Annotated in this window: 19 protein-coding genes and 1 pseudogene; 5 read left to right on the top strand and 15 right to left on the bottom strand. The window is 54.3% G+C overall.

The features are described from left to right. Positions 1 to 104 precede the first annotated feature (104 nt). Complete coding sequence (locus ACIGKL_RS16315; RefSeq protein ID WP_179573130.1) at positions 105 to 4,646, bottom strand: ATP-binding protein; 4,542 nt, start codon at positions 4,644 to 4,646, stop codon at positions 105 to 107. Positions 4,647 to 4,742: 96 nt separating this feature from the next. Next, positions 4,743 to 5,615: a DNA-binding protein gene (locus tag ACIGKL_RS16310; protein WP_043101717.1), complete on the bottom strand. Its 873-nt coding sequence runs from the start codon at positions 5,613 to 5,615 to the stop codon at positions 4,743 to 4,745. Between the two features lie 78 nt (positions 5,616 to 5,693). On the opposite strand from ACIGKL_RS16310, the gene ACIGKL_RS16305 reads away from it, so the two are divergent. Further along, a complete protein-coding gene (locus ACIGKL_RS16305) occupies positions 5,694 to 6,827 on the top strand; it encodes a site-specific integrase (RefSeq protein WP_179573131.1) in 1,134 nt (377 codons plus the stop codon). Between the two features lie 262 nt (positions 6,828 to 7,089). Here the strand turns inward: ACIGKL_RS16305 and ACIGKL_RS16300 are convergent, their stop codons facing one another. The 5 genes from ACIGKL_RS16300 to ACIGKL_RS16280 all read right to left on the bottom strand — a co-directional run bounded on the left by ACIGKL_RS16300 (position 7,090) and on the right by ACIGKL_RS16280 (position 12,462). After that, positions 7,090 to 7,593: a DNA-binding protein gene (locus ACIGKL_RS16300; RefSeq protein ID WP_119691274.1), complete on the bottom strand. Its 504-nt coding sequence runs from the start codon at positions 7,591 to 7,593 to the stop codon at positions 7,090 to 7,092. A 34-nt stretch (positions 7,594 to 7,627) separates the two neighbouring features. Continuing rightward, positions 7,628 to 8,542, bottom strand: a complete 915-nt coding sequence (locus ACIGKL_RS16295) for a hypothetical protein (RefSeq protein ID WP_397487577.1) — start codon at positions 8,540 to 8,542, stop codon at positions 7,628 to 7,630. A gap of 380 nt (positions 8,543 to 8,922) precedes the next feature. Continuing rightward, positions 8,923 to 9,912 carry an ATP-binding protein gene (locus ACIGKL_RS16290; RefSeq protein ID WP_179573132.1) on the bottom strand — a complete coding sequence of 330 codons (990 nt, stop codon included), beginning with the start codon at positions 9,910 to 9,912 and terminating at the stop codon, positions 8,923 to 8,925. Continuing rightward, positions 9,869 to 11,815 carry a hypothetical protein gene (locus ACIGKL_RS16285; protein WP_179573133.1) on the bottom strand — a complete coding sequence of 649 codons (1,947 nt, stop codon included), beginning with the start codon at positions 11,813 to 11,815 and terminating at the stop codon, positions 9,869 to 9,871. The genes ACIGKL_RS16290 and ACIGKL_RS16285 overlap by 44 nt, the downstream gene beginning before the upstream one ends. Then, positions 11,812 to 12,462, bottom strand: a complete 651-nt coding sequence (locus ACIGKL_RS16280; RefSeq protein WP_179573134.1) for a hypothetical protein — start codon at positions 12,460 to 12,462, stop codon at positions 11,812 to 11,814. The genes ACIGKL_RS16285 and ACIGKL_RS16280 overlap by 4 nt, the downstream gene beginning before the upstream one ends. 625 nt (positions 12,463 to 13,087) lie before the next feature. Here ACIGKL_RS16280 and ACIGKL_RS16275 point away from each other — a divergent pair. Further along, complete coding sequence (locus tag ACIGKL_RS16275; protein WP_397487575.1) at positions 13,088 to 14,149, top strand: hypothetical protein; 1,062 nt, start codon at positions 13,088 to 13,090, stop codon at positions 14,147 to 14,149. Beyond that, complete coding sequence (locus ACIGKL_RS16270) at positions 14,077 to 14,577, top strand: AAA domain-containing protein (protein WP_397487574.1); 501 nt, start codon at positions 14,077 to 14,079, stop codon at positions 14,575 to 14,577. Before ACIGKL_RS16275 ends, ACIGKL_RS16270 begins: the two co-directional genes overlap by 73 nt. 136 nt (positions 14,578 to 14,713) lie before the next feature. On the opposite strand, the gene ACIGKL_RS16265 is transcribed toward ACIGKL_RS16270, so the two are convergent. After that, entirely contained in the window at positions 14,714 to 15,694 is a 981-nt protein-coding gene (locus ACIGKL_RS16265) for an IS5 family transposase (protein WP_397487573.1), read from the bottom strand. Positions 15,695 to 15,759: 65 nt separating this feature from the next. Next, positions 15,760 to 16,623: pseudogene (locus ACIGKL_RS16260) on the bottom strand (IS5 family transposase); the annotation flags it as partial. A 20-nt stretch (positions 16,624 to 16,643) separates the two neighbouring features. On the opposite strand from ACIGKL_RS16260, the gene ACIGKL_RS16255 reads away from it, so the two are divergent. Continuing rightward, a complete protein-coding gene (locus ACIGKL_RS16255; RefSeq protein WP_397487875.1) occupies positions 16,644 to 17,738 on the top strand; it encodes a DUF3320 domain-containing protein in 1,095 nt (364 codons plus the stop codon). A 299-nt stretch (positions 17,739 to 18,037) separates the two neighbouring features. Then, on the top strand, positions 18,038 to 18,316 hold the full coding sequence (locus ACIGKL_RS16250) for an OST-HTH/LOTUS domain-containing protein (protein WP_397487874.1): 279 nt from the start codon (positions 18,038 to 18,040) through the stop codon (positions 18,314 to 18,316). Positions 18,317 to 18,719: 403 nt separating this feature from the next. Here the strand turns inward: ACIGKL_RS16250 and ACIGKL_RS16245 are convergent, their stop codons facing one another. From ACIGKL_RS16245 to ACIGKL_RS16220, 6 genes are all read right to left on the bottom strand, one after another. After that, the gene (locus ACIGKL_RS16245) at positions 18,720 to 19,928 is read right to left on the bottom strand and encodes a hypothetical protein (protein WP_397487572.1); all 1,209 of its coding nucleotides are present in this window, start codon (positions 19,926 to 19,928) and stop codon (positions 18,720 to 18,722) included. Beyond that, positions 19,925 to 20,698 carry a hypothetical protein gene (locus ACIGKL_RS16240; protein WP_397487571.1) on the bottom strand — a complete coding sequence of 258 codons (774 nt, stop codon included), beginning with the start codon at positions 20,696 to 20,698 and terminating at the stop codon, positions 19,925 to 19,927. Before ACIGKL_RS16240 ends, ACIGKL_RS16245 begins: the two co-directional genes overlap by 4 nt. 329 nt (positions 20,699 to 21,027) lie before the next feature. After that, positions 21,028 to 21,429, bottom strand: coding sequence for a DUF6957 family protein (locus tag ACIGKL_RS16235; RefSeq protein WP_397487570.1), 402 nt, complete (start codon positions 21,427 to 21,429; stop codon positions 21,028 to 21,030). Between the two features lie 15 nt (positions 21,430 to 21,444). Then, a complete protein-coding gene (locus tag ACIGKL_RS16230; protein ID WP_397487569.1) occupies positions 21,445 to 21,762 on the bottom strand; it encodes a hypothetical protein in 318 nt (105 codons plus the stop codon). Positions 21,763 to 21,788: 26 nt separating this feature from the next. After that, positions 21,789 to 23,081 carry an N-6 DNA methylase gene (locus ACIGKL_RS16225; RefSeq protein WP_397487568.1) on the bottom strand — a complete coding sequence of 431 codons (1,293 nt, stop codon included), beginning with the start codon at positions 23,079 to 23,081 and terminating at the stop codon, positions 21,789 to 21,791. Then, positions 23,078 to 23,659, bottom strand: a complete 582-nt coding sequence (locus tag ACIGKL_RS16220) for a hypothetical protein (RefSeq protein WP_397487567.1) — start codon at positions 23,657 to 23,659, stop codon at positions 23,078 to 23,080. Before ACIGKL_RS16220 ends, ACIGKL_RS16225 begins: the two co-directional genes overlap by 4 nt. Positions 23,660 to 23,875 lie beyond the last annotated feature (216 nt).

Raw genomic sequence — 23,875 nt, 5'->3', positions numbered from 1 at the left:
CTGCTCAGTGTGCAAAGGCGCCTCCTATCATCTAAGTTGAATAGGTGTGCATTTTCAGAAACTCGACATTAGGGGCGATCCTAATGAGCGCCGCCCTCTTCCGGCTAAGGATGAGAGAGGAACTCCACCAGTTGCTCGGCCCGGGCATCTTGGCAGTCGAAGTGGAGCGTACCCTGGATAGGGGAGCCGTCGAATCGGTAGATCCCCCAATAACTGAGCTCCCCACCCCATCCATTTCCATGGTGCCGCCCCCCATGTGCACTCTTCGCACCTGAGAAGACCCAAACCAGCTCTTGCTCCGTTTCATCGAGAAACGCACGCATGACGTTACGATCAACCAGCGCCGCACTAAACCCGGGTTCGTCGACCGAGGGATCCTTGAAAAGGATTTCTCCATCTGGTCTGCCATATGCAAGAGAACGCCCTTCTGCGAGACGAAGGTTAAGACCTCGCACAAGTGCAGGCGCCGGGACCGTAAGATTGAAACTTTCTTCGACCGAAAAATCGTAGCCTGATCGCTCGATGAGCCAGTTGGCCACAGTGGCTTGGATCGAGATGTTCCCGAGCCTATCAATTTCCCAGCCACCATCAACATCCTCGAATACCGGATGCCAAGGGTATTCGCCGAGATAGCCGTCACTTGGCATATCAAGTTCGGGGAAATGGTCGCGATTGTTCGCCGAACTGGAAAGCTTGCGCCCCAAGTGCTCGACATCGCCACGTGCAACCAGCATCGATTTCACCTTGTGCCAAGTCATTCGATGGATCTGCCGCTCGCCATTAACCATGGCCCATTGATTTCGTCCAACGCTGGTGTCCAGCACAAGCCAACGTCGACCGCCAGGATCAGTTACATCAATCTGCTTAACCGGATCAGGAACATCTCGGGTTTGATCTTGCATCCACGCGAGGCGCGCCTCGGGTGGATCTTCCCGCCACTGCGAAGCATGGGGTGACCACCAGGTTGCGGCTTGCCGATCTGAGTCGCGCTGCTTGGTACGGGTCACGAGAATGGTCGGGTCCATTTCGCGCGCACCGACTTGCCAGGGTCCTTGATAGAGCACCGGAACGTCTCCGTATCGTTCTTCAACGAGGGCAATATCAGACAGGCGCCCAGCCAGTTCGTGATAAGCAATCCACTGATATTTTTTTCCGATGCGCTCAATACGATGCTCCATACGGCCATGGCTGCTCATCTGGCCATCGAAATCGGCGAAGCGCTCGTTGGTCCAACCTAGCTCATGTGCCCGCCATGCAACCCAGCGACGTGACCTATCGCGGGCATAGGTCGGATGCCAGGTCGGAGCGCTCTCGCTCCACATGCGGCCACAGACATAACTTTCCGCGCGAACGCGGAACGCTTCAGTCTCACTCTCATCCAACGAGTTCTTAAATTCTTCAATCGCTTCGTCACGCTCGTTCTCTGCCGCACGACGCGCCTCGGCCAACCCTGCGGAACGACTACTCCGACTGATAAACTCGTTGAACCCGGAGGGCATTGAATGCGCCCGTTCGGCTAGTTCGACGACATGGGAAAACGCTGCTTTGCGTTCGGGATTCGATGCGATCGTGTCGGCGTACCACGCATCGAAGATCTCGCGCATGGATTTGCCGTGCTCTTCACGAGGCAAGAGCAGAAAGTTGCTCGCAAGCGAGTCGATTCTGTAGCGCGCAAAGTCTCCGTCTTCGACCGCAGAACTGCAGATTTCATCACGATACCGATGCCCACCATAGTCGTCCCCGTAAGCGTCAAGGGTCTTGTCGGAGATCGTTTCAAGAGCAACACCACCTTGGTATGGCGGCCTGACTCGCTCCAGCGGTATATCCGCAGGCAGTACCCCTCGGCTGGCAGCAAGTTCTATGATCCCCCGCGCATGATCACGAACGAGCGCATGAACTGGCAACGGATTGCGCTCGAAGACCGCCTTGAAGGCTGCACGGGCAAGCTCGGCCAGTCCCGCATCACATGAGCGACGAGTCGCCGCACCGTATACGGCAGCGAGCACGCGGTCGAGGACGTAGGTGTCATCAACGCCGGCGAACTGCTTAATCAGCGTAGTCGCGAGTTCACGTCGATCGACCAGCAGCGTCGCCAATGCCTTGGTTGCCATGTCTCGCACCCAGCGATGACTGAGGCTGGTGAGCCAAGCCAGCGTGATCGCTGCAAGACGGGCACGAGGAAGGTCGATCGGCTCAAGGCCGTTGGCAATTATCCATTCGATCAATATACCGATTGGACCCTCGTTATCGTCATCACTGGCGGCCAACTCCGCTGCACGTGTAGACCACTGAACATCACGCTCCGGCATCGAGAGCGGTCTCAACCAGCTGTCGAGGTAGTTCGCGTTAAAACGATTGTTAGGCTCGGTGGAGATCGCCAGTAGCGTTTCGAGCACGATGTCACCATCCATGGCATGCGCCCACTCTTCCAGCAGATCCAAAGTCCGCTCAGTAAAGACCTCTTGGCGACGCCACAGCAGGCTGAGTTGGAAGGCGTGAAGGAGTTCCCAGCGGTCCCTCTTGTTATCAACTAAATCGATCAGTTCAACGCCATAACGTTCGGGCAACTGGACGGCTAACGCCTCGGCGACGCCAGCGAAGCGATACGATCCTGCGCCGATTACATAAGGTGCTAGAGGGCCGCCAAGAGTGAATGCCAACTCAGGATCACCCTCTCCGACATGGGTATCGAGCAGCCTTTGAGCGATACGATGATCGCTCATCCGTTCGAAGGTGAATCGCACCATTTCAACCGGATCGTTGTTGTCGTCGTACACTGGTTCAACCGCGAGCACCCCCTCACTTTCTAACTGAAAGAACAGCGATTGCTCGGCGCGGCCGTTTGAGCCGTGAATCCTCTCTAGGATCTCGTTTGCCGTGTCGATCAAGAGGTAGCCAGTTCCCGCAACAACCATCGCCTCAGCGAGTGCCTCAATGGCAGCTTCAACACGCTTAAGCCTGGGGGCTAGCCCCATACGGTGATTGAGTGCTTCGACAACCGCGGCATAGTAGAAATCGAAGACGTTTGATACGCCGTCGAGGCCCTTCGGGAACTCTCTCGAGCCTCGGCGTTCAAGCATGTCACAGCAGGTGCGCAGAAACAGAGGGTTCTCAAACTCGAAGGCGAAGTGCGGAGCCGCCATACGCACAATGCCACGCTGATTGAGATAGCGGCGCGCAGCCTCAGCTGCTCTCCCGGCAAAGCCTGGGTGCTCAATCCGAGGCAGCGTCGTCGAGTCAAGATCGCGCACGATGTGAGGAACAAAGGTGGTACGGCACGAGACCAAAATCCCGACATGACTGAAACGGTCGGCAACGGCGAGGAACGCGGCCAGTCGCTCAGACCAGACGGCAACGCCATTCCGCTCATTTATCGCATCCACCATCACCAGCGCACGCGTGCCCATGGCCTCTGCCGCCGAGTCCAGAGCTCCGAGGATCACATCCGGAGGCGCATGAGCAAGTCCGAGTTGCTCGGCGATCTGCCGCCAGGGCTCGGCGTCGCTGAAGGCACCCCCGAGCATGAGTACGGCGGGAAAACCGCGGGCGATGTGCTGCTCGGCGACGTCAGCGAGCAAGTGCGACTTGCCGACCCCCGCCTCGCCGACAAGCAGCAATCGACGCACATTGGCTAAACGGACGCCAGGCGCATCAATCGCCTCGGCCACACTATCGAGACCCTCACGCAGAAGCTCGATGGCACGCGAACCGTTGCGTACCGTTTCTCGATCGCCTTCGGGCTGGCGACGCAGCTCCCAGATCGCCGTTGAACAGCGGTTAAGGGTTGCGCACGCGGTTGCCAGCAAGGCGCGCCATTCGGCCCACGGTAGCGTATCTGTAGGCCCCAGCCGTGCGGTGCGAATCGCCGCTGAAATCGCAGCCGATTGCTCAACGAGCCTCGTCACATCCTCTGCGTGAGCAGCTTCCAGTACCGCACTGATATCGCGTAACGCACGATGCCTTCCCTCATCGAGATCATCCGCCCAATCAATGATGCGGCGCATAAAGCAGGGATCGCGGGCGAACGCTGACAAGCCCTGCCGTATATCCAGCTCGACGTTCAGCTCTGGCGTGTAGCGACGCCCGAGTGCGGCACGGGAGATAGCGAAGCGGTCAGCTAGCCAGTCGGTTCCGAAATGCGGTAGATCAAACCAGTAGGTGCGACGCCCCACGTGCAGAGAGTCATTTCGCGACAACCTCTCTATCAGTTCAAAGCTCCCCCATAGTTGAATATCCACCCTTCGGGGGGCGATTGAAGACTGGCGCGCAGCCATCCAGGCGTCCCAACGATCGCGCTCAGACTTTCGTCCCTCCATGCGCCCGTCCGAGAGGTCGAAGGGTATGCAAACAATGAAGCGAGCTAGTTTGGGATGCTTGGCTACGGCGTTGTCGAAGGATTCTTTGAGCTGCCCAGCCTCACCGCTGCCTAGCGCGAAAAAGTACTTGGCCTGCCAGCCAGTCTCAGAACCATCGGGTTCAACGCGGTAGCATTCGAGCCCTGCATCAGCCCCAGCCCCTTTGCGATGAAAGGGCACCCCAGTAGACGTATCGAGCATGGCGAGCTGGCATACGAGCTCTTCAAATCCTCCATGCTGGCTGCCGCGATGAGGGCGGATGGCTCGGAAATCGATCATCGGTGATGGCATGGACAGGCTCTCAGCGAGAAATGAGATGGCGAATCGCCGGCAATACTCGGGTATATCGCTGTGCGCTAGCAATTGTCACGATGGACATTTATGCGTTCATTGGTCCTGGTCTACCTTCTTCGTTCGCCTTTTTGTCGGCTTGGCGGCTGAGCGCTTGGTGCGCGTAGACATGGCCAGCTGTTGCGCGAGGGTCATCGCCCGTGCTGACTCGGCAGCAGCAAGTTGCTGCGCCTCACCGAGTTGGGTCTGCGCGGCATCTAGCCGCTGGCGTAGTAGCTCCTGCTGCTTCCCAGCCGTCTTCAACTGAGCGGCCGCCGCCCTGCTCTCCTCGCGGGCGCGATCGACTTCGCGATGGGCGCGGTCCTCCACACCTCGTACGTAGGCGGCCGATGACTCGCGCTCTTGCGTCAGCTGGCGCTGCGCGAGCAGCAGCTCCTGGCGCAGGGTGCTGGCTTCGTGCAGGGCTTCCTTACGTTCTGCGGTGAGGAGCGTGCAACGATTCTGCAGGTCGTCCAACTGCGCCTGGCGTTGCGCGAGCAGAAGCTCCAGGTCGGCGAGGCGGGCTTCCGCAGCCCGTTGCGCGACCTGGGCTACTGCTAGCTGCTGCCGCGCCTGGGCGGTGGTCTTGTGTGCCGCCTCCTCGATCGTCGCGAGCCGTTCGCGCTCTGCGTCTAGCACCGCGCGCTGTTCGCTCAGACCCTGCTCGGCGACATCCTGGGCCAGTAGGATCGCTTGCTGCCACACCGCTACAAAGGCCCGTGCCACCTCGGCTGGCAATCCGGGTAGGCGCGTCTCGCCGCGCAGGCGCTGCGCCAGGCCATCCCACCACTGATCGAGCAGCGCTCCGACCCGCGCCGGACTGCCGCGACCCAGTTCCAATCGCACGCGTTCCACCGTCGGACGTTCGCCGCGCGCCAACACCGCGTCAGCCGCGGCAAATACGTCGGTTTCCGGTACGCCTACCGCCATCGTCAGCTCCTCGCTATATTAGGTCTGATAAATGAATGTTATCCGATCTTATTTGTTTGAATTTGGAAATATAATACGTTGAACGTATTAAATATTACAGAACACCTATCGCTGGCCAACGAAACGCAGCTGGACCTACATTCTCTGGCGATCAACGCCCAGGAAGCGGCAGCGGCGTTCATCGCCGCTGGTACCGCAGCCAACACCCTGCGCAGCTACCGCAGCGCTCTCGCCTACTGGTCGGCGTGGCTGCAACTGCGCTACGGCCAGGCGCTGGGCGATGCGGCATTGCCCTCCTCGGTAGCCATACAGTTTGTGGTTGACCACCTGGCTCGTCCGACGGCTGGCGGTGGCTGGGTGCACCTTTTGCCACCTACCATCGACGCCGCGCTGGTGGCTGCGCGAGTCAAGGCCAAACTCGGCCCATTGGCCTACAACACCGTCAGCCATCGCCTGGCGGTACTCGGTAAATGGCATCGGATTAACGGCTGGGGCAGTCCAACCGAGACGGCGGCGTTGAAGGCCTTGCTGCGCGAAGCGCGCAAAGCCCAGTCGCGCCATGGCGTGTCGGTGCGCAAGAAAACCGCCATCATCCTCGAGCCGTTGCAAGCGCTACTTGCCACTTGCACCGACGGCGTGCGCGGGGTACGTGATCGCGCCCTCCTCCTGCTGGCATGGAGTGGCGGTGGCCGCCGTCGCTCCGAAGTGGTCGGCTTGCAGATCGGTGATGTACGCCGACTGGATGCTGACACCTGGCTCTACGCACTGGGCACGACTAAAACCGACACCGGCGGGCTGCGCCGCGAGAAACCGCTACGTGGGCCGGCAGCACTAGCCCTCGCCGCCTGGCTGGAAGTCGCGCCTGCCGAATCCGGACCGCTGTTCCGTCGAATTTATAGGGGTGGCAAGGTCGGCACCCAAGGCCTGTCAGCCGACCAGGTGGCGCGAATTGTCCAGCGCCGTGCGCAGTTGGCGGGCCTGGACGGCGATTGGGCCGCGCACAGCCTGCGCTCAGGTTTCGTCACCGAGGCAGGGCGTCAGAGCGTACCGCTCGGCGAAGTGATGGCTATGACTGAGCACCGCAGCGTCACCACGGTGATGAACTACTTCCAGGCTGGGGCGCTGCTATCCAGTCAGGCGAGCCAGTTGCTAGGCCCGGCCGCGGGTGCCACTGCTTCGGAAGAAAGATCTGACAGCGACAGAAGTCCCTGAGAAAACGCCAAACATCCACTTTTACGAAATCGCTGCCCCTCAAGTCGGAGCATGGTTACTGAGGGCATTTTCGATGAAGGGCTTTGTCGGATCAGTCGGCGCTCCGCGATTAATAGCCTTCATGATCCTGAACCATGCAGAACAGAAAGCCACGGTTAACCTGCAGCCCAAAGCAATATGCTGAAGGCTGGTCTCGCCGCCTCAAGGCGAATAGCTCGACAGCGCTCGAGCCGAAACCAGTGAAGTCGGGGCTTGATACAAGCTACTGCTGATTCTTGAACTGAATATGCCCCTTGAGCGCCGCGAGTTCAGCCCGCAATTTACGAACCTCATGAATAAGCGCGTGCTTTTCGTGCGTTAGTCTGTCCGCGTTTGAAATGGATCTCTGAAGCTTTTCTCGCGCAGTAATTATTTCAATTTCAGCCTTGCGGATAACCTCATCACATTGAAAAAAAATCTCTCGTAGCTCTCCTGCAAGGCCATCAAGCACTGAGGTTGTACGGCAGTCCGCCCTTGCAGAGCTTTTCAGTAGCGGAGCCAGCTCTTTTTTGGGCAATTTACGCTCAGCGACTTCATCCGTCTCATGCGTACCAACACCATCCAAGTGCACAGCAGACTCATGAAGATATTTGCTGATTGTAGTAAAGCTGCCGGCTCCGATAGTATTTCTCACTGCCCTAATCGTCACCTGCTCACCTGCTCCAATCAAAAAATTAACCGCGCGCGCTACATCCAAGCGTGTAATGGAAGGTCCTTTAGGTACCATATTAAACTCCTAAATAGCTGTCTTGTTTACAGCACTATAAATCCATAATGACTTGCTGGGTTCCACTGCAAGCCAAGGACAAAGTCCAACTAGAGTCGCTGTCGCGACAGATGTAGAGATGAGGAGTATTAACGACGCGACGCACATGTGGGCACCGTAACATTTTTTCAGAAACGACCCCCAACACTGTTTCCCGCCTCATCGAGATGCCGGCGGGCGCCGCCAACTCATGGAGCAGCCCTTGCCACGTTCTAACTCTAAATTTTATGACATAACCAAGCTCGAGATAAATGCTAGCATCGTATAACAACTTCAAATAATATACTTTCACCAAAACCACTGGGATCTCTTGATCAATGAATGTCGATTGTTGAAGCGCATCAATGTATCCAAAACCTAAGCAATCCAACTTGCTAGGCAGCCACGGCACACTGGAGGTTATGGCTAGCCGCAACCGAATGAGCAGGTAAATTGCAGCTTTGAGGCATGTTGGTCTAGGTGCCTTTACTCCGTCCCAATACCCTAGCAACCCTTCGCAATGCGCAAGACAATACTCATGTCTCTGCAAATGGACTGTCTCTATATTTCGGCATGCACCTTGCCAATCTTTCCAATGACGGCGATTGGACGGCACCTCCCAGTTCACGATCTTGGTTAGACACCGTACGACGCCATCATTCTTAGCAATCGGGCAACCGAGGGAAGTAATGAGTACTTTATCAATGGGGTCTTCAGTGTAGCTACCGATCTTGTCCAGTTTTATAAAGAAAGGTGATCCAGATTGTGCGCCGCTCCGGACAAATGTAAACCACGCCGCTAATGCTTTTCCCGCTCTATATGTTTTTAAGGCGATCGCTGGGGAACAGCGGTATTTAACTTGGTTTAATGCTTGGCAAACATAGAAACCACACTGTGAGCATGGTGTATCAAGCAGATCACGACTCAACATGCTGTGACACCATTTGCACAGCGGCTTGAGGGGGGCATTGTGAATTAGGCATGTTTCAACCTGAGGCAGGCAAAAAAAGGTAGAGTGATATCCCCAGACTAAGCACTCCGGACAGTACCGTACAACCATTGTCGCTGAGAACGGTGCTAGTCGAAACGCTGAGGGGAAATGCATCCTGTAGTCATGCGCCCGACTTGAGGGCAGAGCGCTGGCAACCCTCTCGGGTAGATAGAAAAGCTTATGAACATTCCCAGCGCTTCTTATTTCCAGCCACCGCATTACATCGACAGGATTGACCCCATTGAATCGCGCCAAGCTGGCAATGATTCCGACAGTAGACTCGAATGGATAGGCACGTCGAATAAAAAATGGCAGTTGCTTCACCCCTGCCCTCCTCCATTGAGCATACAAAATTGCGGAAGATTCGATTTCTGCACCACCTCATCGAGCAACTTATCTGGAATGACAATCCTGGAAGAATCATTTTGCGACAGATACCTTAGCAGGTAGCGAATTGATAAAAATAGATGTTCAAGAGGTACGTTGTTCTTATAGCCTCCGGCAGAGGCGGAGTTAAGAGCTTTCCAGAGTGAGCCGTGAAGTGGCTCCAGCCTGAACCCCGTTGTGAATGCTTGAGGTGCGAAACCATTGGTATAGGTGATACCTGATTTAGGAGGATATTCCGATTTTTCGTCAAAAGTCTTTAGTATTACCGCGAGATCTTGAGCGCTGGTGCAGCCTTTAAACTCGATGAGCTCACTCATGAATCGCGCGATTAGTTGCTCGCTGTTCCCAGCATACATGAGATCTTCACGTTGTTTGAAAACAGCTGGCATCGCAAACGATAGTATGGTCATAGTAATCCCTTTACGATCCAGCCTGTTAAACAAATCAAAAAGCACATGTAGATCATGAGATCGAAGTCTTTGAAACTCGTCAAGAAGCAGCACCCAATGGTTGCAAAATTTTTCACCACAACGATTAATGACGTGCTCTGATATCCTATCTAATTTACCTACCGGTGTTTCTCGACTTCGAAACTTCACACCTTCCTCCGTGGCTAGCTGATCGAGTATATTGTTTGTGAAGGAACCCTCTTTCTTGACCACCTCAATTTGGATTACATAAGCGCGCGGCATAAACCCGCGAAGCTTGGAGTTGATGGTCTTGATGCACGAAGTCTTTCCCACTCTTGAAAGGCCGTGAAAAATCAGGCCAGTTTGCCGCATGAATATCGCTTCCAATGCCGTGCTGCTTGCTTTTGCTATTGCATTGGTTATTACCGTGAAATCCTTTCTGAACACGGCATGAGCATCCATCTGATCTCTATTCATCAGCAACGCCCCCTGCGGACTGATCAAAGAAATCATCCAGAAACTCCACCTTAGTCACTCCACCGTCAGTGAGCTGAAATGCAGTTCGTTCAATGCTCTCTGAATCATCACCTGACGAGCTTTGCCCTAATGATGAAAGCTCCCTTTCCATTCGCTGCCATTCCAGTAAGCTTCGCTTATTCGGCTTACTTAAAAGGTTATCTACAAAGGACATTACAATGTCGTCTTTTCGTGTTATTTCCAGCGTTCTGTCCCTGAGTGCACGATTGATCAGCTTCCGTGTGATTCGACTGTGGGCAGTCTTAGACCAGTAGCCCAATACGCTCAGGCAACCCAGCGATTGCCCATTGGGAAGAATCGCTTCCACTTGCCGAAGGTCTTTGGGGTCAATTTTGACGAGCAGTCGCTGCCCTACTAACTCCAGCGACCTTGATAGAACCTTGTTGGTATACCGAGCCTTATCGATAGTGATGTGCGGGGCCACTCCTGACTCGGCACTTCCTCTGACAATACAGTATTCAACATCCAGGCTTAGCTTAGTTTTGTTAAGGCTCTCTTCCCGCGCCGCCGGAAGGTAAATTGGCACTTTATAATTATTCAAATGCGCTCGAATCAATTCAACAGGACTCATTGAGAAGGTAGAGCCGGACCTGGGCGTTACATTTAAGTTAGCCAACCAAACGTCGAGCAGACATTCAGCCTCGTCCACAAATATCTCATATTTTTCTGCATTACTTTCGGCATCAGTTGCTCGGCCAAATCCGGGTCCACTCCCAGTTGTTGACGGGCTCCGATGCATAACTTGTTCTGCAATCTGCTTAAAAGTGTTTTCAATTATGGATCGCCGTTCAGGTCGTTTAAGTTGACCATAGCTTACGGAGAAGCCAATCAATTCCTTTAGCTTAATCTTGATCCTGTCCGCGTGATGCGCCATCGCATTGTCTAAAAAAAGCGCCCCCCACAGCGCTCCCTTCGTTTCCGGAAGCACATAGCCAATCATTCCACTACCTGGAACATAGGATAAGTTCTGCAACTCAGCTTCGTCGCGTGGTTTCCAATTTCCCAGAAAAGCGCTGATCAAAACATCCTCTACGTCTTGAGCCCTTACCTCGCTGCTAAACACGAATCTCGCAGCAAGCACTCCCGTTGACACGGTATCCACAGCGGCCAACAGCCAAAAACGATCTATAACTCTTGATGTGTGAATTCCGGGCAGTGGCTCCGCTTTAACTATGCACATTTGGTCGACTTTGTAGGCATCCAGTTGCACTACGTCAAATGGTAGACTGGGGCTGATCAACCCTTGCTCCCCACTACCTATTTGTGCATGTGTTACGCCAAACTCTCCAAGCGTCGAAGCAGCACACATGAAATCGCTGCGCAGGATTTCATTAATATATTTCTCAATCGTCCTTTGACCTAACCCTTTATGGTTAAATGGCCACTCATCTTCCGTAACACCGGACTCCTTCAGTATCGATCTGAATTTTGCTGCAATGAATTTTCGATCAAATTTCTGACCAGAAAAGTCACTGTGAAATCGGAGAATGAAATTAGAAATTTCAGTTGCAACTGTAGGATGCCTTTCTAATGTCAGCTTAAGAACTCCGCTCAAACCACCCTGCTGCTGGCTTCTCATTGGCTGTACAGGCGCACTCCTCCGGTACTCTGTTGTACGCATCTGGGGAATCAGGGCACGATCGCCATAATATCTACCTTCAGGGTCACGCTGGAGAAATCTATTAGCTAGTCGAGTTTGCTCGGAGTTCGAAATACCACATCGACGATAGATGAAGCTTCCTGTTCTACCCTGGCTAATTAACCGAATAACAGTCAACCTATTGGCAAACACCTCTCTAATATTTTCTTGAAGCGCCTCCGGATTAACATGCATCAGTTCTTCTAGATTGATACCCTTTAAGCGCCCACGAACATTCATGCGCTCACCCATTCGGTGCTGGGACTGAAAAAATACGGTGACAACTCAACTTTAAGACGACCCTCGACAAACATTCTTGCAACAAGATAGTGCACCGTTGCCGTGTCAAAATCTCGTAGTTGCTCGTAGAGATCACTCATGCGACCTCTGACGCGCTGCCTGATGTAAAATTGAGCCTTGCTTACTATTTCTGGCGGAAGAGAATATTCTTTTCCAGCTGCCAAGCATGCACATACCTTCAGCAGAGGCATTACTTTATATTTGTGCGGAATGATAGTCGCTGGTGTAAATTCTCGCAGCGTTGCACCACAACTGTTGGCGTGCTCTCTCAGCTCGGCCAGATAGTCAAAATTGATTTTTTCTGGAGAATAAAGTAAATGCCATTCTAACGTTCCGTCTACGAGAGTAGCTTCGGATGTCAGTAGGATTTTTCGTGGCGTTTTGGTGGGTAATATACGGAATGCGGGATGAAGGTTAAACTTAAGTACGTCTGGCTGAAACTCCAAAAATGTAAGCCAGTAGCATAGCTCAATGTCGTTAACAATCGTAAGGCTTCTTCGAGCTTTATGGCTATAGACTACCCATAAATTCCCAAAGTGCTGGCCACGATTGGTAAAGTTTGAAACCTTAGAATTGCGCCTAATCACAACCCATCCTCCCTAGCACAAGGAATAGATGGGTCCATGGTGATCTCTCTTATAAGTACTGTGTCGCACAGGTGGAGATGGCCCACTGGCAAGATATCAGATGATAACAAGACCCCCTAGACTATTTCCCAATAAAAAACCCTCCATTTATTCCATGCTGGCAATGTATATAGCGCATCGCTATATACATTGGTCGATGTCATCATCTACCATTTTTGATCTTTAGTTCATGGCAGGGTCATTACAGCGCAACCACTTAGCTTTTACTTTTCTCCAGCAGTATTGAAAGATAAAAAAAATTAAATTTTGTCGAAAAATCAAAGCCTTAATATTCTGTTCTTTTCGTATTTTCAGTTCGTCCTACTGATGGCCTGCCACTTCTCCAACAGCTCCGGAACGAGTTTTTTCAGCTCTGCACGGTAGAAAGCATGGAGAATTTCCTGTTTATCTGGGCGCACAGTCAAAAGCATCGAAGCCTCCCCTCTGAGGCTCAGCTAGGGTGTGCCGCCCTCTTCTATTACTCTGAGCCGATACCGCGGCTGCCCAGGATTTGGGAGGCTGTTTAATTTCACAGTCTCCAGTCGTCATTGAGCCGGTTGAGAATTCGAACTACAGGGAGTCATAAATGAGTGAAGTTTTGGGCGGTACCTCTGGTGACGAGCGTATCGTCGAGTTGGCTGCACCTGAGCCGGTGGATATCGCAGAGGGAGCGGCCATCATCGAGGAGGCCGTCCAAGAGCCAGCCAAGACCGTCATAATCGACACCACCCTGGTCACCAAGCTTAACCTGGCTGACTACATGAATGCCGTTCCGGTGATTCGTGAGCTCAGAATTCGCAACGAGACTGCCCAGCATTACCGGTCGCTGACATTGTCGCTCTCAGCAGAACCAGCCATCTTCAAGCCTAAGACTTGGAACATTGATTCCCTCAGCGCAAATGCCTTTCTGCAAATCCCAGGTTTGGACGTTGAGGTTGACAGCTCTCTACTTACGAGACTGGTCGAGTCTGAGTACTCCAAGCTCAGTTTTAAGCTGACTGCCGCAGGCGCGAGCGATGCTGCCCCGCGTGTTGAAGTGGCCAGGCGCGAGCTTTCTCTGGAGATGCTTCCCCGCAATCAGTGGGGTGGGCTCTCGCACATCCCAGAGATGACCGCCGCATTTGTTCAGCCCAACGATCCAGCCATTGAAACTCTGCTCAAAAAGGCCTGCGAGCTACTGACCAAAGCGGGCAAGAGCTCATCTCTCGATGGTTACGGCAGTGGCTCCGAACATGCGTGGGAAATCATGTCGGCTATCTGGAACGCCGTTCTTGCAATGGGGCTCGACTACACCCTGCCCCCGGCAAGTTTCGAGTTGAATGGCCAGAAGGTACGCAGTCCCAGCCACATTGCAGCCAATGGGCTGGCCACCTGCATGGACACCACCATGCTGTTCTGTGCAGCGCTTGAACAGGCTGGTCTTAACCCCATGGCCATCTTCACGGAAGGTCATGCATTTGCCGGCGTCTGGCTGAAGAACGAAGAGTTTACGACTGCCACGGTTACTGACTGCACCACGTCAAAGGTGTTTACGACCGAGGGGGCTCCCGCACCAACCGGATCGAGGCGCAAGCGTTGGTTGACGACCTTGTCGCTCGCTTGCGTGTTGAAGCCGGCCAAGAAGAGAAAATGTCCTTTGGCGTCGTGACATTCAACGGTGAGCAGCGTCGGTTGATTGAAGATCTACTTGAGGCTGAAATCCGCAAAGACCCACGGCTTGATTGCTTCCTGGCCGACAATCAGTACGAGAAAATCTTCGTTAAAAATCTGGAAAGCGTTCAGGGTGATGAGCGCGATGTTATCTATTTTTCGACGACTTTCGGTAAAAACGCTGCTGGGCATTTGACCATGCACTTCGGCCCAATGACACTCGCAGGCGGTGAGCGCCGGCTCAACGTAGCGGTCACTCGTGCACGCCATGAGATGCGCGTATTCGCTTCCTTTAAGCCTGAAGATATTGATCTCGCCCGGACATCTTCAATTGGTGTCCGCGACATGAAGCACTTCCTCGAATTTGCTGAGCGCGGCGCTATCGCTATCGCGGAGGCAAACGTGGGCAGCCTAGGGATGGTCTGAAGTAGCCCTGCATTTTCGGTCGACTTCAGCCTCCGCCGATTTTGAAGCGCGGCAAACTGATCAAAAACGACCAGATCACCCGCTCATTCCTGTGTTTTTTGTCGCCGCGTGCACCTCGTTGCGGCCATTTCCCACATTACAGGTGCACCTCTCCTGCATTCGTCAGCAAATGCCGGCGCGCCATCCACAGGTTCGACAGCGCAAACAATGTCACCAGCTGCGCCGTGTTCTTCGCCAGGCCACGGAAGCGTGTCTTCACATAACCGAACTGGCGCTTGATCACCCGGAACGGGTGCTCGACCTTGGCGCGCACCTGGGCCTTGGCCTTCTCGATCTTGCGCTTGGCTTTGTACAGCGCGCTGCGCTTACTCAGCTTCTTGTACGTACTGCGGCGGGCCGCGACCTGCCAGATCACCTCCCGGCCTTCATGTTCCGGGCGCTTCTCGACGCCGGTGTAACCTGCGTCGGCACCCACCATGTTTTCCTCTCCGTGCAGCAGTTTGTCGACCTGGGTAACGTCTGCAACGTTGGCTGCCGTCCCCACCACGCTGTGCACCAGGCCGGACTCGGCATCGGCGCCGATGTGCGCCTTCATGCCGAAGTAATACTGGTTTCCCTTCTTCGTCTGGTGCATTTCCGGGTCGCGCTTGCCGTCCTGATTCTTGGTCGAACTCGGCGCATGGATCAGCGTGGCATCGACGATGGTGCCCTGGCGCAGCGACAGGCCCCGGTCGCCCAGGTAACCATTGATCACCGCCAGAATCCCGGCCGCCAACTCGTGCTTCTCCAGCAGGCGACGGAAATTGAGGATGGTGGTTTCGTCGGGAATGCGCTCCAGGTTCAGCCCGGCAAACTGGCGCAAGATTGTGGTCTCGTACAGCGCCTCCTCCATCGCCGGATCGCTGTAGCCGAACCAGTTCTGCATCAGATGAACCCGCAGCATCGCCATCAGCGGATAGGACGGACGACCGCCTTCACCCTTGGGGTAGTGCGGCTCGATCAGGGCAATCAAACCCTTCCACGGCACCACCTGATCCATCTCGATCAGGAACAATTCCTTGCGGGTCTGCTTGCGCTTGCCGGCGTACTCGGCGTCGGCGAAGGTCATTTGCTTCATCGGGAAACTCGGGCAACGGGATCGGCGTATTTCACCAGATTCAGGAAGTCTTTTTCAGACCATCCCTTGGTGTAGCCGAACTGCCGCTTGATCACGCGGAACGGATGCTCGACCTTGGCACGCACCTGGGCCTTGGCCTTCTCGATCTTGCGCTTGGCCTTGTATAGCGCACTGCGCTTATCGAGCTTCTTGTAGGTGCTGCGGCGTGCCGCCACCTGCCAGATAACCTTCTGGCTTTCATGCTCCGGGCGCTTTTCAACCCCGGTATAGCCCGCATCCGTACAAACCACGTTCTCGTCGCCGTGCAGCAACTTGTCGACCTGGGTAATGTCCGCCACATTGGCCGCCGTGCCCACCACGCTGTGCACCAAGCCAGATTCGTCATCGACGCCGATATGGGCCTTCATGCCGAAGTAATACTGGTTGCCCTTCTTGGTCTGGTGCATCTCTGGATCACGCTTGCCGTCCTTGTTCTTGGTCGAACTCGGCGCATGGATCAACGTGGCGTCGACGATGGTGCCCTGGCGCAGCGACAGGCCACGGTCGCCCAGGTAACCATTGATCACACCGAGGATGCCGGCCGCCAACTCGTGTTTCTCCAGCAGGCGGCGGAAGTTGAGGATGGTGGTTTCGTCGGGGATGCGCTCCAGGCTCAACCCGGCGAACTGGCGCAGGATGGTCGTTTCGTACAGCGCTTCCTCCATCGCCGGATCGCTGTAGCCGAACCAGTTCTGCATCAGATGTATGCGCAGCATCGCCATCAACGGATACGCCGGGCGACCGCCTTCACCCTTCGGGTAGTACGGCTCGATCAAGGCAATCAACCCCTTCCACGGCACAACCTGATCCATCTCAATCAGGAACAGTTCCTTGCGGGTCTGCTTGCGCTTGCCGGCGTACTCAGCGTCGGCGAAAGTCATCTGCTTCATCGGGATACTCGGGCAACGGGATCGGCGTATTTCACCAGATTCGGGAAGTCTTCTTCAGAGTTTCCCTAGGCGGCTTCGACAGCCCCTTTGAAGAGCAAGTTGCGCGAGCCTTGAGTAAGAAAGGTTGGCATGTAGTGACCCAGGTCGGAGTTTCCTCCTTCCGTATCGACCTCGGGGTTATTGATCCTGATGCGCCTGGCAGGTACCTGGCTGGGGTTGAGTGCGATGGTGCGACCTATCACCGTAGTGCAACGGCCCGAGACCGTGACATGCTCCGCGAACAAGTTCTTCGTGGACTGGGGTGGGAAATTGTGCGGATCTGGTCGACGGACTGGTGGATCAATCCCATCGGAACAGCTGAGAAAGTCCATGCTCGTTTGGAAGAGATTCTTGCAGAAAGTCGAGCCAAACGAGTCAAGCTGGAATTAAGCGAGGAGCTGATCTCGACTGTCGTCGAAACCGAAGGCAATGGCGTCAACCCTATGGAGGAGAACATTGAGTTGCCGTCAGCTTGCGAAACCGAGACTGATAGTGAGCGTGCGGGTCAGTATGCACATAAGGTCTCAATCGACCCTGTCAATGCGCCTGTATTAGCCCCTGTCTCCTACCGGAAATCGAACCCTCTTGAAGCAGCAGTAGCTGACCCGGATGCATTCTTCAATCCCGAGTATGACGAAGTTCTCTCGGCCATGATCGCCCATGTTATTCATCAGGAGGGCCCTGTACTGGATAGCATCTTGGCCCAAAGGATCGCCAGAGCTCATGGCTGGGTTCGCACTGGTGCTCGAATTCTGGCCCGAGTAACTGAGATTGCTGGGCGCGATCATCGACTCACTTTGGAGGCAGATAGCGCCTTCTATTGGCCAAGTCATTACGAAACGGATGGGCAAGTGCGATTCCGGCGTCCAGATGATGCGGATAGTTTCCGCACCGTAGATGAAATCTGTCTGCCCGAGTTGGAATCTCTGGCCCGGCACATGGTTGATTCGGGAACTTCCAGTGACGGGTTGGTTCAAGGCATGGCGAAAGAGATTGGCCTTCAAAAAGTGTCAGCGCAGTCCAAAGGACGCTTGGAGCTGGCAATGAGAGGCCTGTTTAGGGCTAGTGATCTTTGATCTTGGTCTTATAGAAATAAAGCCTGGAAGAGCTTTCCCTTCCAGGCTCTAGGGAGTTTGTATGGGTGGTCAGCTACAGAATTTGAACGTCGCAATGTTTATCGACGCAGACAACGCGCCCAGCCGCAAAATCGGTGACGTTCTAGCGGGGCTTCGGTGAGCGCAAGGCACCAGAGCCTTTCGTCAACGCTTGCTCTAGGTTTCTGTACTTCGACCAACCTGCGTTAACAGATGACCAATCCACTGCGTTGATCACTCACTTGGAGAAAAGCCTGGCCGCTGAAGACACTGGTCACGCGATGTCTCCGAGCAGGAAGTCGGGTAAGGAACTCAAGGGTGATACCAAACTACTGAACCTACTGAGAAATGCAGTGGCATACGCCGAGAGCGAAGACGGCTGGGCTCACCTGAGCGTGGTAGGTAGTCGCATTGGGAACCAAGCATCCTTTGACTCACGCAACTATGGATATCCACGGCTGGTAGATCTGTTCGCGGCCATCGACTTGTTCGAGATGAAGAGGATCAACAACCATCCACTGGTTCGCTACAAGCGTCGAGCTGCGGCCACCGTGGCTTGAAAAAGCCGACCAGGCATCAATCGAGGCAGGTTATTGGTAAGGAAAGCATTATCAAATTTGTTAAGAAAATCGCGACGAACCCTGATGCCATGAAGCATTACCTGGATTCGAGACTGACGGCTGACCACTACACCTGCCCCGCTAGAATTTTCCAGTAGAAAATTTCCATTTCAATTCCCTATTTCGGAACCAGGCTGTTTCCGATACTGACCCCGCACGCAAATTCCTGCGGGCTTCAACTGAGGGAGACGGCCATGAGCCAGAAAAGTGATCAAGACAACCACGCTAACCAGCTGAACCCGAACCATGACTCCTACTGGGAGTCACGTGGGTACGATGAGCGTCCTGAGGACTGGGAGGATCGAATCTGATCACCCGAATTGAAGGCGCCTTTACGGCGCCTTCAGTTTCCTATGGGCTTGCCCAACAAGCAGCGAGCTTTCCGGTACTCGGCTTCATACACGCCCATGAGCGAAATCAGTAATTCAGTCGGCAAACCAGCGCGCTGCAAATCTCGATTGAGTATGGAAATGGTCTCGGCAAATCGAAACACGCAGGCTCCCTCCCAGTAATTTGCTTGTGCATCGTGCGGCAGATCACCTCTTTGCTTGATGTGCAGGTCATAACTGACTTTGATCAGATCCAGAAGCATCTGGAAAGACGGACGCCCCCCTTTGAGTTGCACCCAGTTCCGAAGCAGGCGAATTCTTGACTCTGGCCCCATGCCATCGTGTGCAGCCCAGAGCTTTCCGAGGTAAGTGACTGGCCCAGGTCTTTTCTTAGTTAAACCTGCAAGGGATGCGAGCTTTTCAAGTGCGGCCTCCATAGGGTTTGACCATGACTGGCTTAATGCGCACCACTTCGGTGTTGCCCAAGATGCACGGATGACATTCTGCGTCCCTTCCTCTACTTCGAACTCCCAGTTAGCTACCTGCGAATCTGCCATGAACCATGCGGCCAGCCTGAGTAGCGCCGCCCAGCTATCGGCAGACATCAGCTGAGCAAGTGCTCTGCTCTGCGCGAGCTCGTCTTCGGTGAGGTCATGCAGCAGATCAATCATCGGCTGACGGCTTGCCGGACATCCGAGCAGATCAACCACCTCTGATGAGGTGTAGGCAAGAAAACGATCACGCTTATTTGGCAATGAGTGAATCACTCGCCCGCTGAGCTCCGAGAGTGAGTACAGCCTGTCCTTCCAGTAGTTCAGTACTGCTGGGTTAAGGCGAGACAGCTCTAGAAAGCCAAGCCAGCTCGTGATTGTGGGAACGGTAAACCCATTTTCTAATTGAGCTATGGAGAGTTCTGCTGACTGCCTGGGTATAGGCACAGCCCGGATGAACCTGTGTTGCGCCTTGATGGAAATATCTGATGCTGGTTGCGAAAGGTACTTCAGCGCAGTTTTGCTCGTTGGAAGCCCTCTGCGAATCGACCTGCTTGCCTCCCAGAGAGAGCGGAGGTTGATATCCAGCAAGTCAAAGACCTTCTCCACTGGAAGCAATAGCACCGCTTCACGGAGGTAAACCTCTTTGTCGCCAAATTCTGCAAGGTACTCTGATACTTCATCCTGGCTGAGCAGAACACTGTCTTCATATGTCGAAGAATTCGCATTCATTGCGTCGGGTCGTCCAAGCCATCGACTGGAGCGAAGATCCAGCCTTCCTTGACGGGTACATTTGGCTCCGGCTGGAGCAGCTTTTCCGGCTGAAAGTGAAATAGCCAGGCGATCAAGGCACAGGTCAATGCGTCCAGTTCATCGCCATGATGGAATCCCTCTGGCAGCCCACCACCGGCTTGTCCCCTGATACCGAATCCCTGGTGCAATTCAGCCATGGTGGCCGAATGCTTGCAGGCACTGGGATATGCCTCAATAGCACGTAACCGCGCACCGTCTGTCCATACCCCGCAGGTCTCAATTTGAGGGGCGAAGCGAGCCAGCACATGCATACCCTTGGTCGCCTGACTACCAATCATGTCCTTCAGCGCTGATAGCGGGCTCAGCCCACGCTCAAAGAGAAAACGCTCAGTTCGACGGAACAGGTAGGGGTTCTCAGATGACCAATCAATCGTGTCAGCTGCATGGCCGTTTATCAGTAGATCGATGAACCCCTGAGAAAAGCCCAGCGGGGTATCGATGGCCAAGACCACTGGTGCTGATTGGTCATGGTCATCCAGCTTGCAAAGTCCCAAGAGCCGATGGATAAAATCATCTGTACCCGCTGACTGATTGATCACCCGGCGAAGGCTTCCGCGCCAGGGCCTCCCCATGAGCTTCCGCTGGCTATCGAGAACGACCAAAGCATCGCGGCTGCTGGGGTTCCTGTCGCAGTTCCAGGCACCTACGTCCCAACCGATAAGCAAGGGAGATGAATTGGCCGAGATCATGCCTGCTCCAAAATAAAGTCCTGAGCCTGTTATGACTCACCAAAGTAATCGCCACGCGCAGTCAGGCCAAAGACGCAATCGTCCTTGGGTTGGGCTTCATCGCACATCGTTTGAGTCCGCCGTTGCTCACGGAGATACGCTAGGATCTCCAAAAAAGCAGCCTTCGCAGAGCTTCACGCGATAATGCTCGCCATCATGGCGCGAGCCATAGCCCCAGCGCGCAGAAAGTGTACCGAATTGCTCACCATAACCAGGCACCTGCGTACCGCTACCGCAAACCCCGCACGATGAGTCGTTCTGTATCCGATCAGTCATAGGCGTCACCGAGATCAAAAGACAATGCGGCCAACCGTTTCGAGTGCGGCCCTTTTCCTCATGCCCTGACCCAAGAGCACATAATCCGTGTTCAACGTCTGAAACAGAAAGCCATCACGGAACTCATGCAGCAGAGAGGTTCGGACAAGGTCACCAACGTCCCAGCGCCTCATGGAGTCGTATATCACTCTGTGAGAAAAGATGATCACAGGCTGGCGGCGAGTTTTTTCCAACTCTGCAAGCTGTGCCGGCGTGACATTTAGGTCAATCCAGATCCAGTCTCTGACCAGACAGAATTCAGAATACGGGCGTAGTCCACGCATGTAGCCCAGTGCCTGGTCATCGGTCATTGGGGAGCCCTGCATAGGTTCTCCGGGGCCGTAGAGCATGTTCGTCACAGCACCTAACTCGTCCATGTGCCCTCCTCACATTTAGTGCAGGCACCAGTTGGATTGCGAGAGATGTGCGGTTTCAAACTTGTCTGCCAAGATCTGCACGGACTGGCGACCACCGCGAGCAAAGGATGCGATTACGAAACAGTCATCGTCCTGTGTTTTGATCATCCAGCGGTTCGGCGAAAAATGCGTGACCTGCATTATTTCGGTGGTTACCAGGTGTGCACCGTTGGGATAGCCAAATGCTTTGAACGCAGTGCCCGTCAGGCAGAGAGACTCGATGCGTGCATCAACAACATAACCAGAGATGATCTCAGGGAAGTCTTCGAGCATCGCGGCGGCGAGCATGGCCATCTTTCGCTGGCTTTTCATCGGGCGGCTTACCCAGCTAGTCTGCCGAGCAATTCGTCGATCTGAGCACCTACATCCCAGAGCTCACGTTTAATGTGCTCATGCTCACGGCTCAGGGCGTCGAGATCATGTAGTCCTTCATCAGCACGGGCTAAGAAATATCGCCCTGGGTTCAGCGCGAAGCTATTGCTTTCAAGCTCAGCGATACTCAGAAGCACAGCAGTGCCGTCAACAGGTTCACGTCGCGAGTACTGCTCCTGGATCTGTTGGATACCTGCTTGCGTGAGCGTGTTGAGGCTTTTTTCAGAGGTGTAGAGCTTGCTGCCATCTACAAGCAGTACCGAGTGGCTTTGTCGTGACGACTTGAAGACAAGGATCACGAGCGGACGTGCGTCACTGCGATAAAGCTTTGGCGGGAGATAAATCACTGCATCCAGTAGATTGGCCTGAATGATGCCCCGTCTGATTTCAGCATCTTTACCCGCTCGTAGCAGTGCTGCCTGATCTACAACTGCAATTGCCAATCCGTGGTCTGGGCGCATGCACGCGAGCATGTGCTGTATGAACGGCCACTCACCTTTCCCTTTTGGGGCTGCACCGTATCTGAACCGACCAAATGGATCCCTAACGCCAAGCTCTGGATCCCATGCCTCGGCACCACCTGACAGGTCAGAAACCACTGAATCAAAAACCTGAAGCCCTACTCCATCAACCGGAGGGGACTTCAGGGCATCGGCCTTTTCGAATGTCAGAGAATTGTGCTGGAAGAAAGCGCGTAGCAGCCCATGCAGGATGTCTTCGTCAGCAGAGGATTGGCCCAGCCCCCAAGCTGATGGGCTTGAGTTGGAAACGAGCTGGGCAAGCAGTCGTCCATTCGCGCTGATGGGGTCGTAGTAAGAGCGCCCTCCTGCCTGCTGGCAGATGCCTGCGATCACTTGGATAAGCTCTCCAGGGCAAGGCCTCGCCCCGTCATAAGAGCCATCAGCTTCAATCGATTGAAGGAGCATCTCCAGCAGCATTGGTCTCAGCGAGTCATCCTCAGCTAATCCGCGTGCAATCGTACGGAAATACTCATGGTGAGCGGCTAGCGAGCCGGTCTCCAGCTTGTATATTCCTAGCTTTTTGCGGAGTGCATCCCCAAGCAACGGTGAGGTCTCGCCGACTTGCCAGGCGACACGTTCAAAAAATCCGTCTTCAAACGACTCTGGCACTTCTTCCTCAGACGAATCGCGGCTCCACAAGATCAGAAGGAATAAGTGTGCCGCTAGCTTTCGGTAGGCCGGATTAGCCGTGACTAAATCCATCAGGCACATCTGGCTCATACGATGCCCTTCCCAAGGATTTGGCTGGCTACCGCCGAGATCTGCTGTTGCCTCGTTCTCATCATGGCCTCGAAGAGAAGCCGCTCTTTTCGAGCTAGGGTGGCGAGTTGATGTAGCTGTTGCTGCGTATCTTGATCAGCGAGTACGACCGGGGTCGCACTCAGAGTTGCCAGTGTGATGTGCCGGGTGTTGACGTCCGGTGTGTTCAGCTCGAAGTGACGTTGAGCACCTGATTGGTTCAGTTGCCACTCGATGAAAGTTGGGTTGAATCGCTGGTCATGAACACGAATTACGAAAAAGTGCTGCGTGCAGATGACCTTTGCGTAAGGCACCTCAGCCACGCACACGGCGAAATTCTTACGTCCACGTGCTTGGAAAAGGATGTCTCCAGCTTGTAACCAGTCCGGCTCTTTGCGAGCAGCTATGGTACAGCGCTCCAAGCCTGTCCAATCCACCCCACTCTGTTGATCAGCGTCGCGGATCTGGATCACCCGGCTGTGTGCTTCAAAGTCAGGCGTGATAGCACCGCGAAACGCATGCCCTGCGCGGATTTCAGCGATTTCTGAGAGGGTCACCATCTCACTTCCTTCTTGTGCGTATCACTCATCCTAGCCGCCAGGGATACTAACATCAACATGATGATGCTATTTTTCCTCTTGACAGACATCCGAGATCCCATAGTATTTGCATCATCGCGTTGATGTCTTGAGTGGGTTGCTTGTGAAGTCGAAGGTGCTGCCAAAAGGGATGTGGTCGAAATCGATCCATTACTTCTACTCGCTGAAAAACCAGAG

Source organism: Pseudomonas sp. NPDC077186, assembly GCF_044543505.1.
Lineage (GTDB): Bacteria > Pseudomonadota > Gammaproteobacteria > Pseudomonadales > Pseudomonadaceae > Aquipseudomonas.
Note: the sequence above shows the minus strand (reverse complement) of the source record. Positions and strands in the feature narration are given on the sequence as shown.

Excerpts from the sequence above, each read along its gene's own strand:
- ACIGKL_RS16300 (WP_119691274.1), bottom strand. The coding sequence starts at position 7,593 with ATGGTACCTAAAGGACCTTCCATTACACGCTTGGATGTAGCGCGCGCG.
- ACIGKL_RS16275 (WP_397487575.1), top strand. The coding sequence starts at position 13,088 with ATGAGTGAAGTTTTGGGCGGTACCTCTGGTGACGAGCGTATCGTCGAG.
- ACIGKL_RS16220 (WP_397487567.1), bottom strand. The coding sequence starts at position 23,659 with ATGGTGACCCTCTCAGAAATCGCTGAAATCCGCGCAGGGCATGCGTTT.
- ACIGKL_RS16240 (WP_397487571.1), bottom strand. The coding sequence starts at position 20,698 with ATGATCTCGGCCAATTCATCTCCCTTGCTTATCGGTTGGGACGTAGGT.
- ACIGKL_RS16245 (WP_397487572.1), bottom strand. The coding sequence starts at position 19,928 with ATGAATGCGAATTCTTCGACATATGAAGACAGTGTTCTGCTCAGCCAG.
- ACIGKL_RS16250 (WP_397487874.1), top strand. The coding sequence starts at position 18,038 with ATGTCTCCGAGCAGGAAGTCGGGTAAGGAACTCAAGGGTGATACCAAA.
- ACIGKL_RS16315 (WP_179573130.1), bottom strand. The coding sequence starts at position 4,646 with ATGCCATCACCGATGATCGATTTCCGAGCCATCCGCCCTCATCGCGGC.
- ACIGKL_RS16235 (WP_397487570.1), bottom strand. The coding sequence starts at position 21,429 with ATGGACGAGTTAGGTGCTGTGACGAACATGCTCTACGGCCCCGGAGAA.
- ACIGKL_RS16285 (WP_179573133.1), bottom strand. The coding sequence starts at position 11,815 with ATGAATGTTCGTGGGCGCTTAAAGGGTATCAATCTAGAAGAACTGATG.
- ACIGKL_RS16265 (WP_397487573.1), bottom strand. The coding sequence starts at position 15,694 with ATGAAGCAAATGACCTTCGCCGACGCCGAGTACGCCGGCAAGCGCAAG.
- ACIGKL_RS16310 (WP_043101717.1), bottom strand. The coding sequence starts at position 5,615 with ATGGCGGTAGGCGTACCGGAAACCGACGTATTTGCCGCGGCTGACGCG.
- ACIGKL_RS16230 (WP_397487569.1), bottom strand. The coding sequence starts at position 21,762 with ATGGCCATGCTCGCCGCCGCGATGCTCGAAGACTTCCCTGAGATCATC.
- ACIGKL_RS16295 (WP_397487577.1), bottom strand. The coding sequence starts at position 8,542 with ATGTTGAGTCGTGATCTGCTTGATACACCATGCTCACAGTGTGGTTTC.
- ACIGKL_RS16225 (WP_397487568.1), bottom strand. The coding sequence starts at position 23,081 with ATGAGCCAGATGTGCCTGATGGATTTAGTCACGGCTAATCCGGCCTAC.
- ACIGKL_RS16290 (WP_179573132.1), bottom strand. The coding sequence starts at position 9,912 with ATGATTTCTTTGATCAGTCCGCAGGGGGCGTTGCTGATGAATAGAGAT.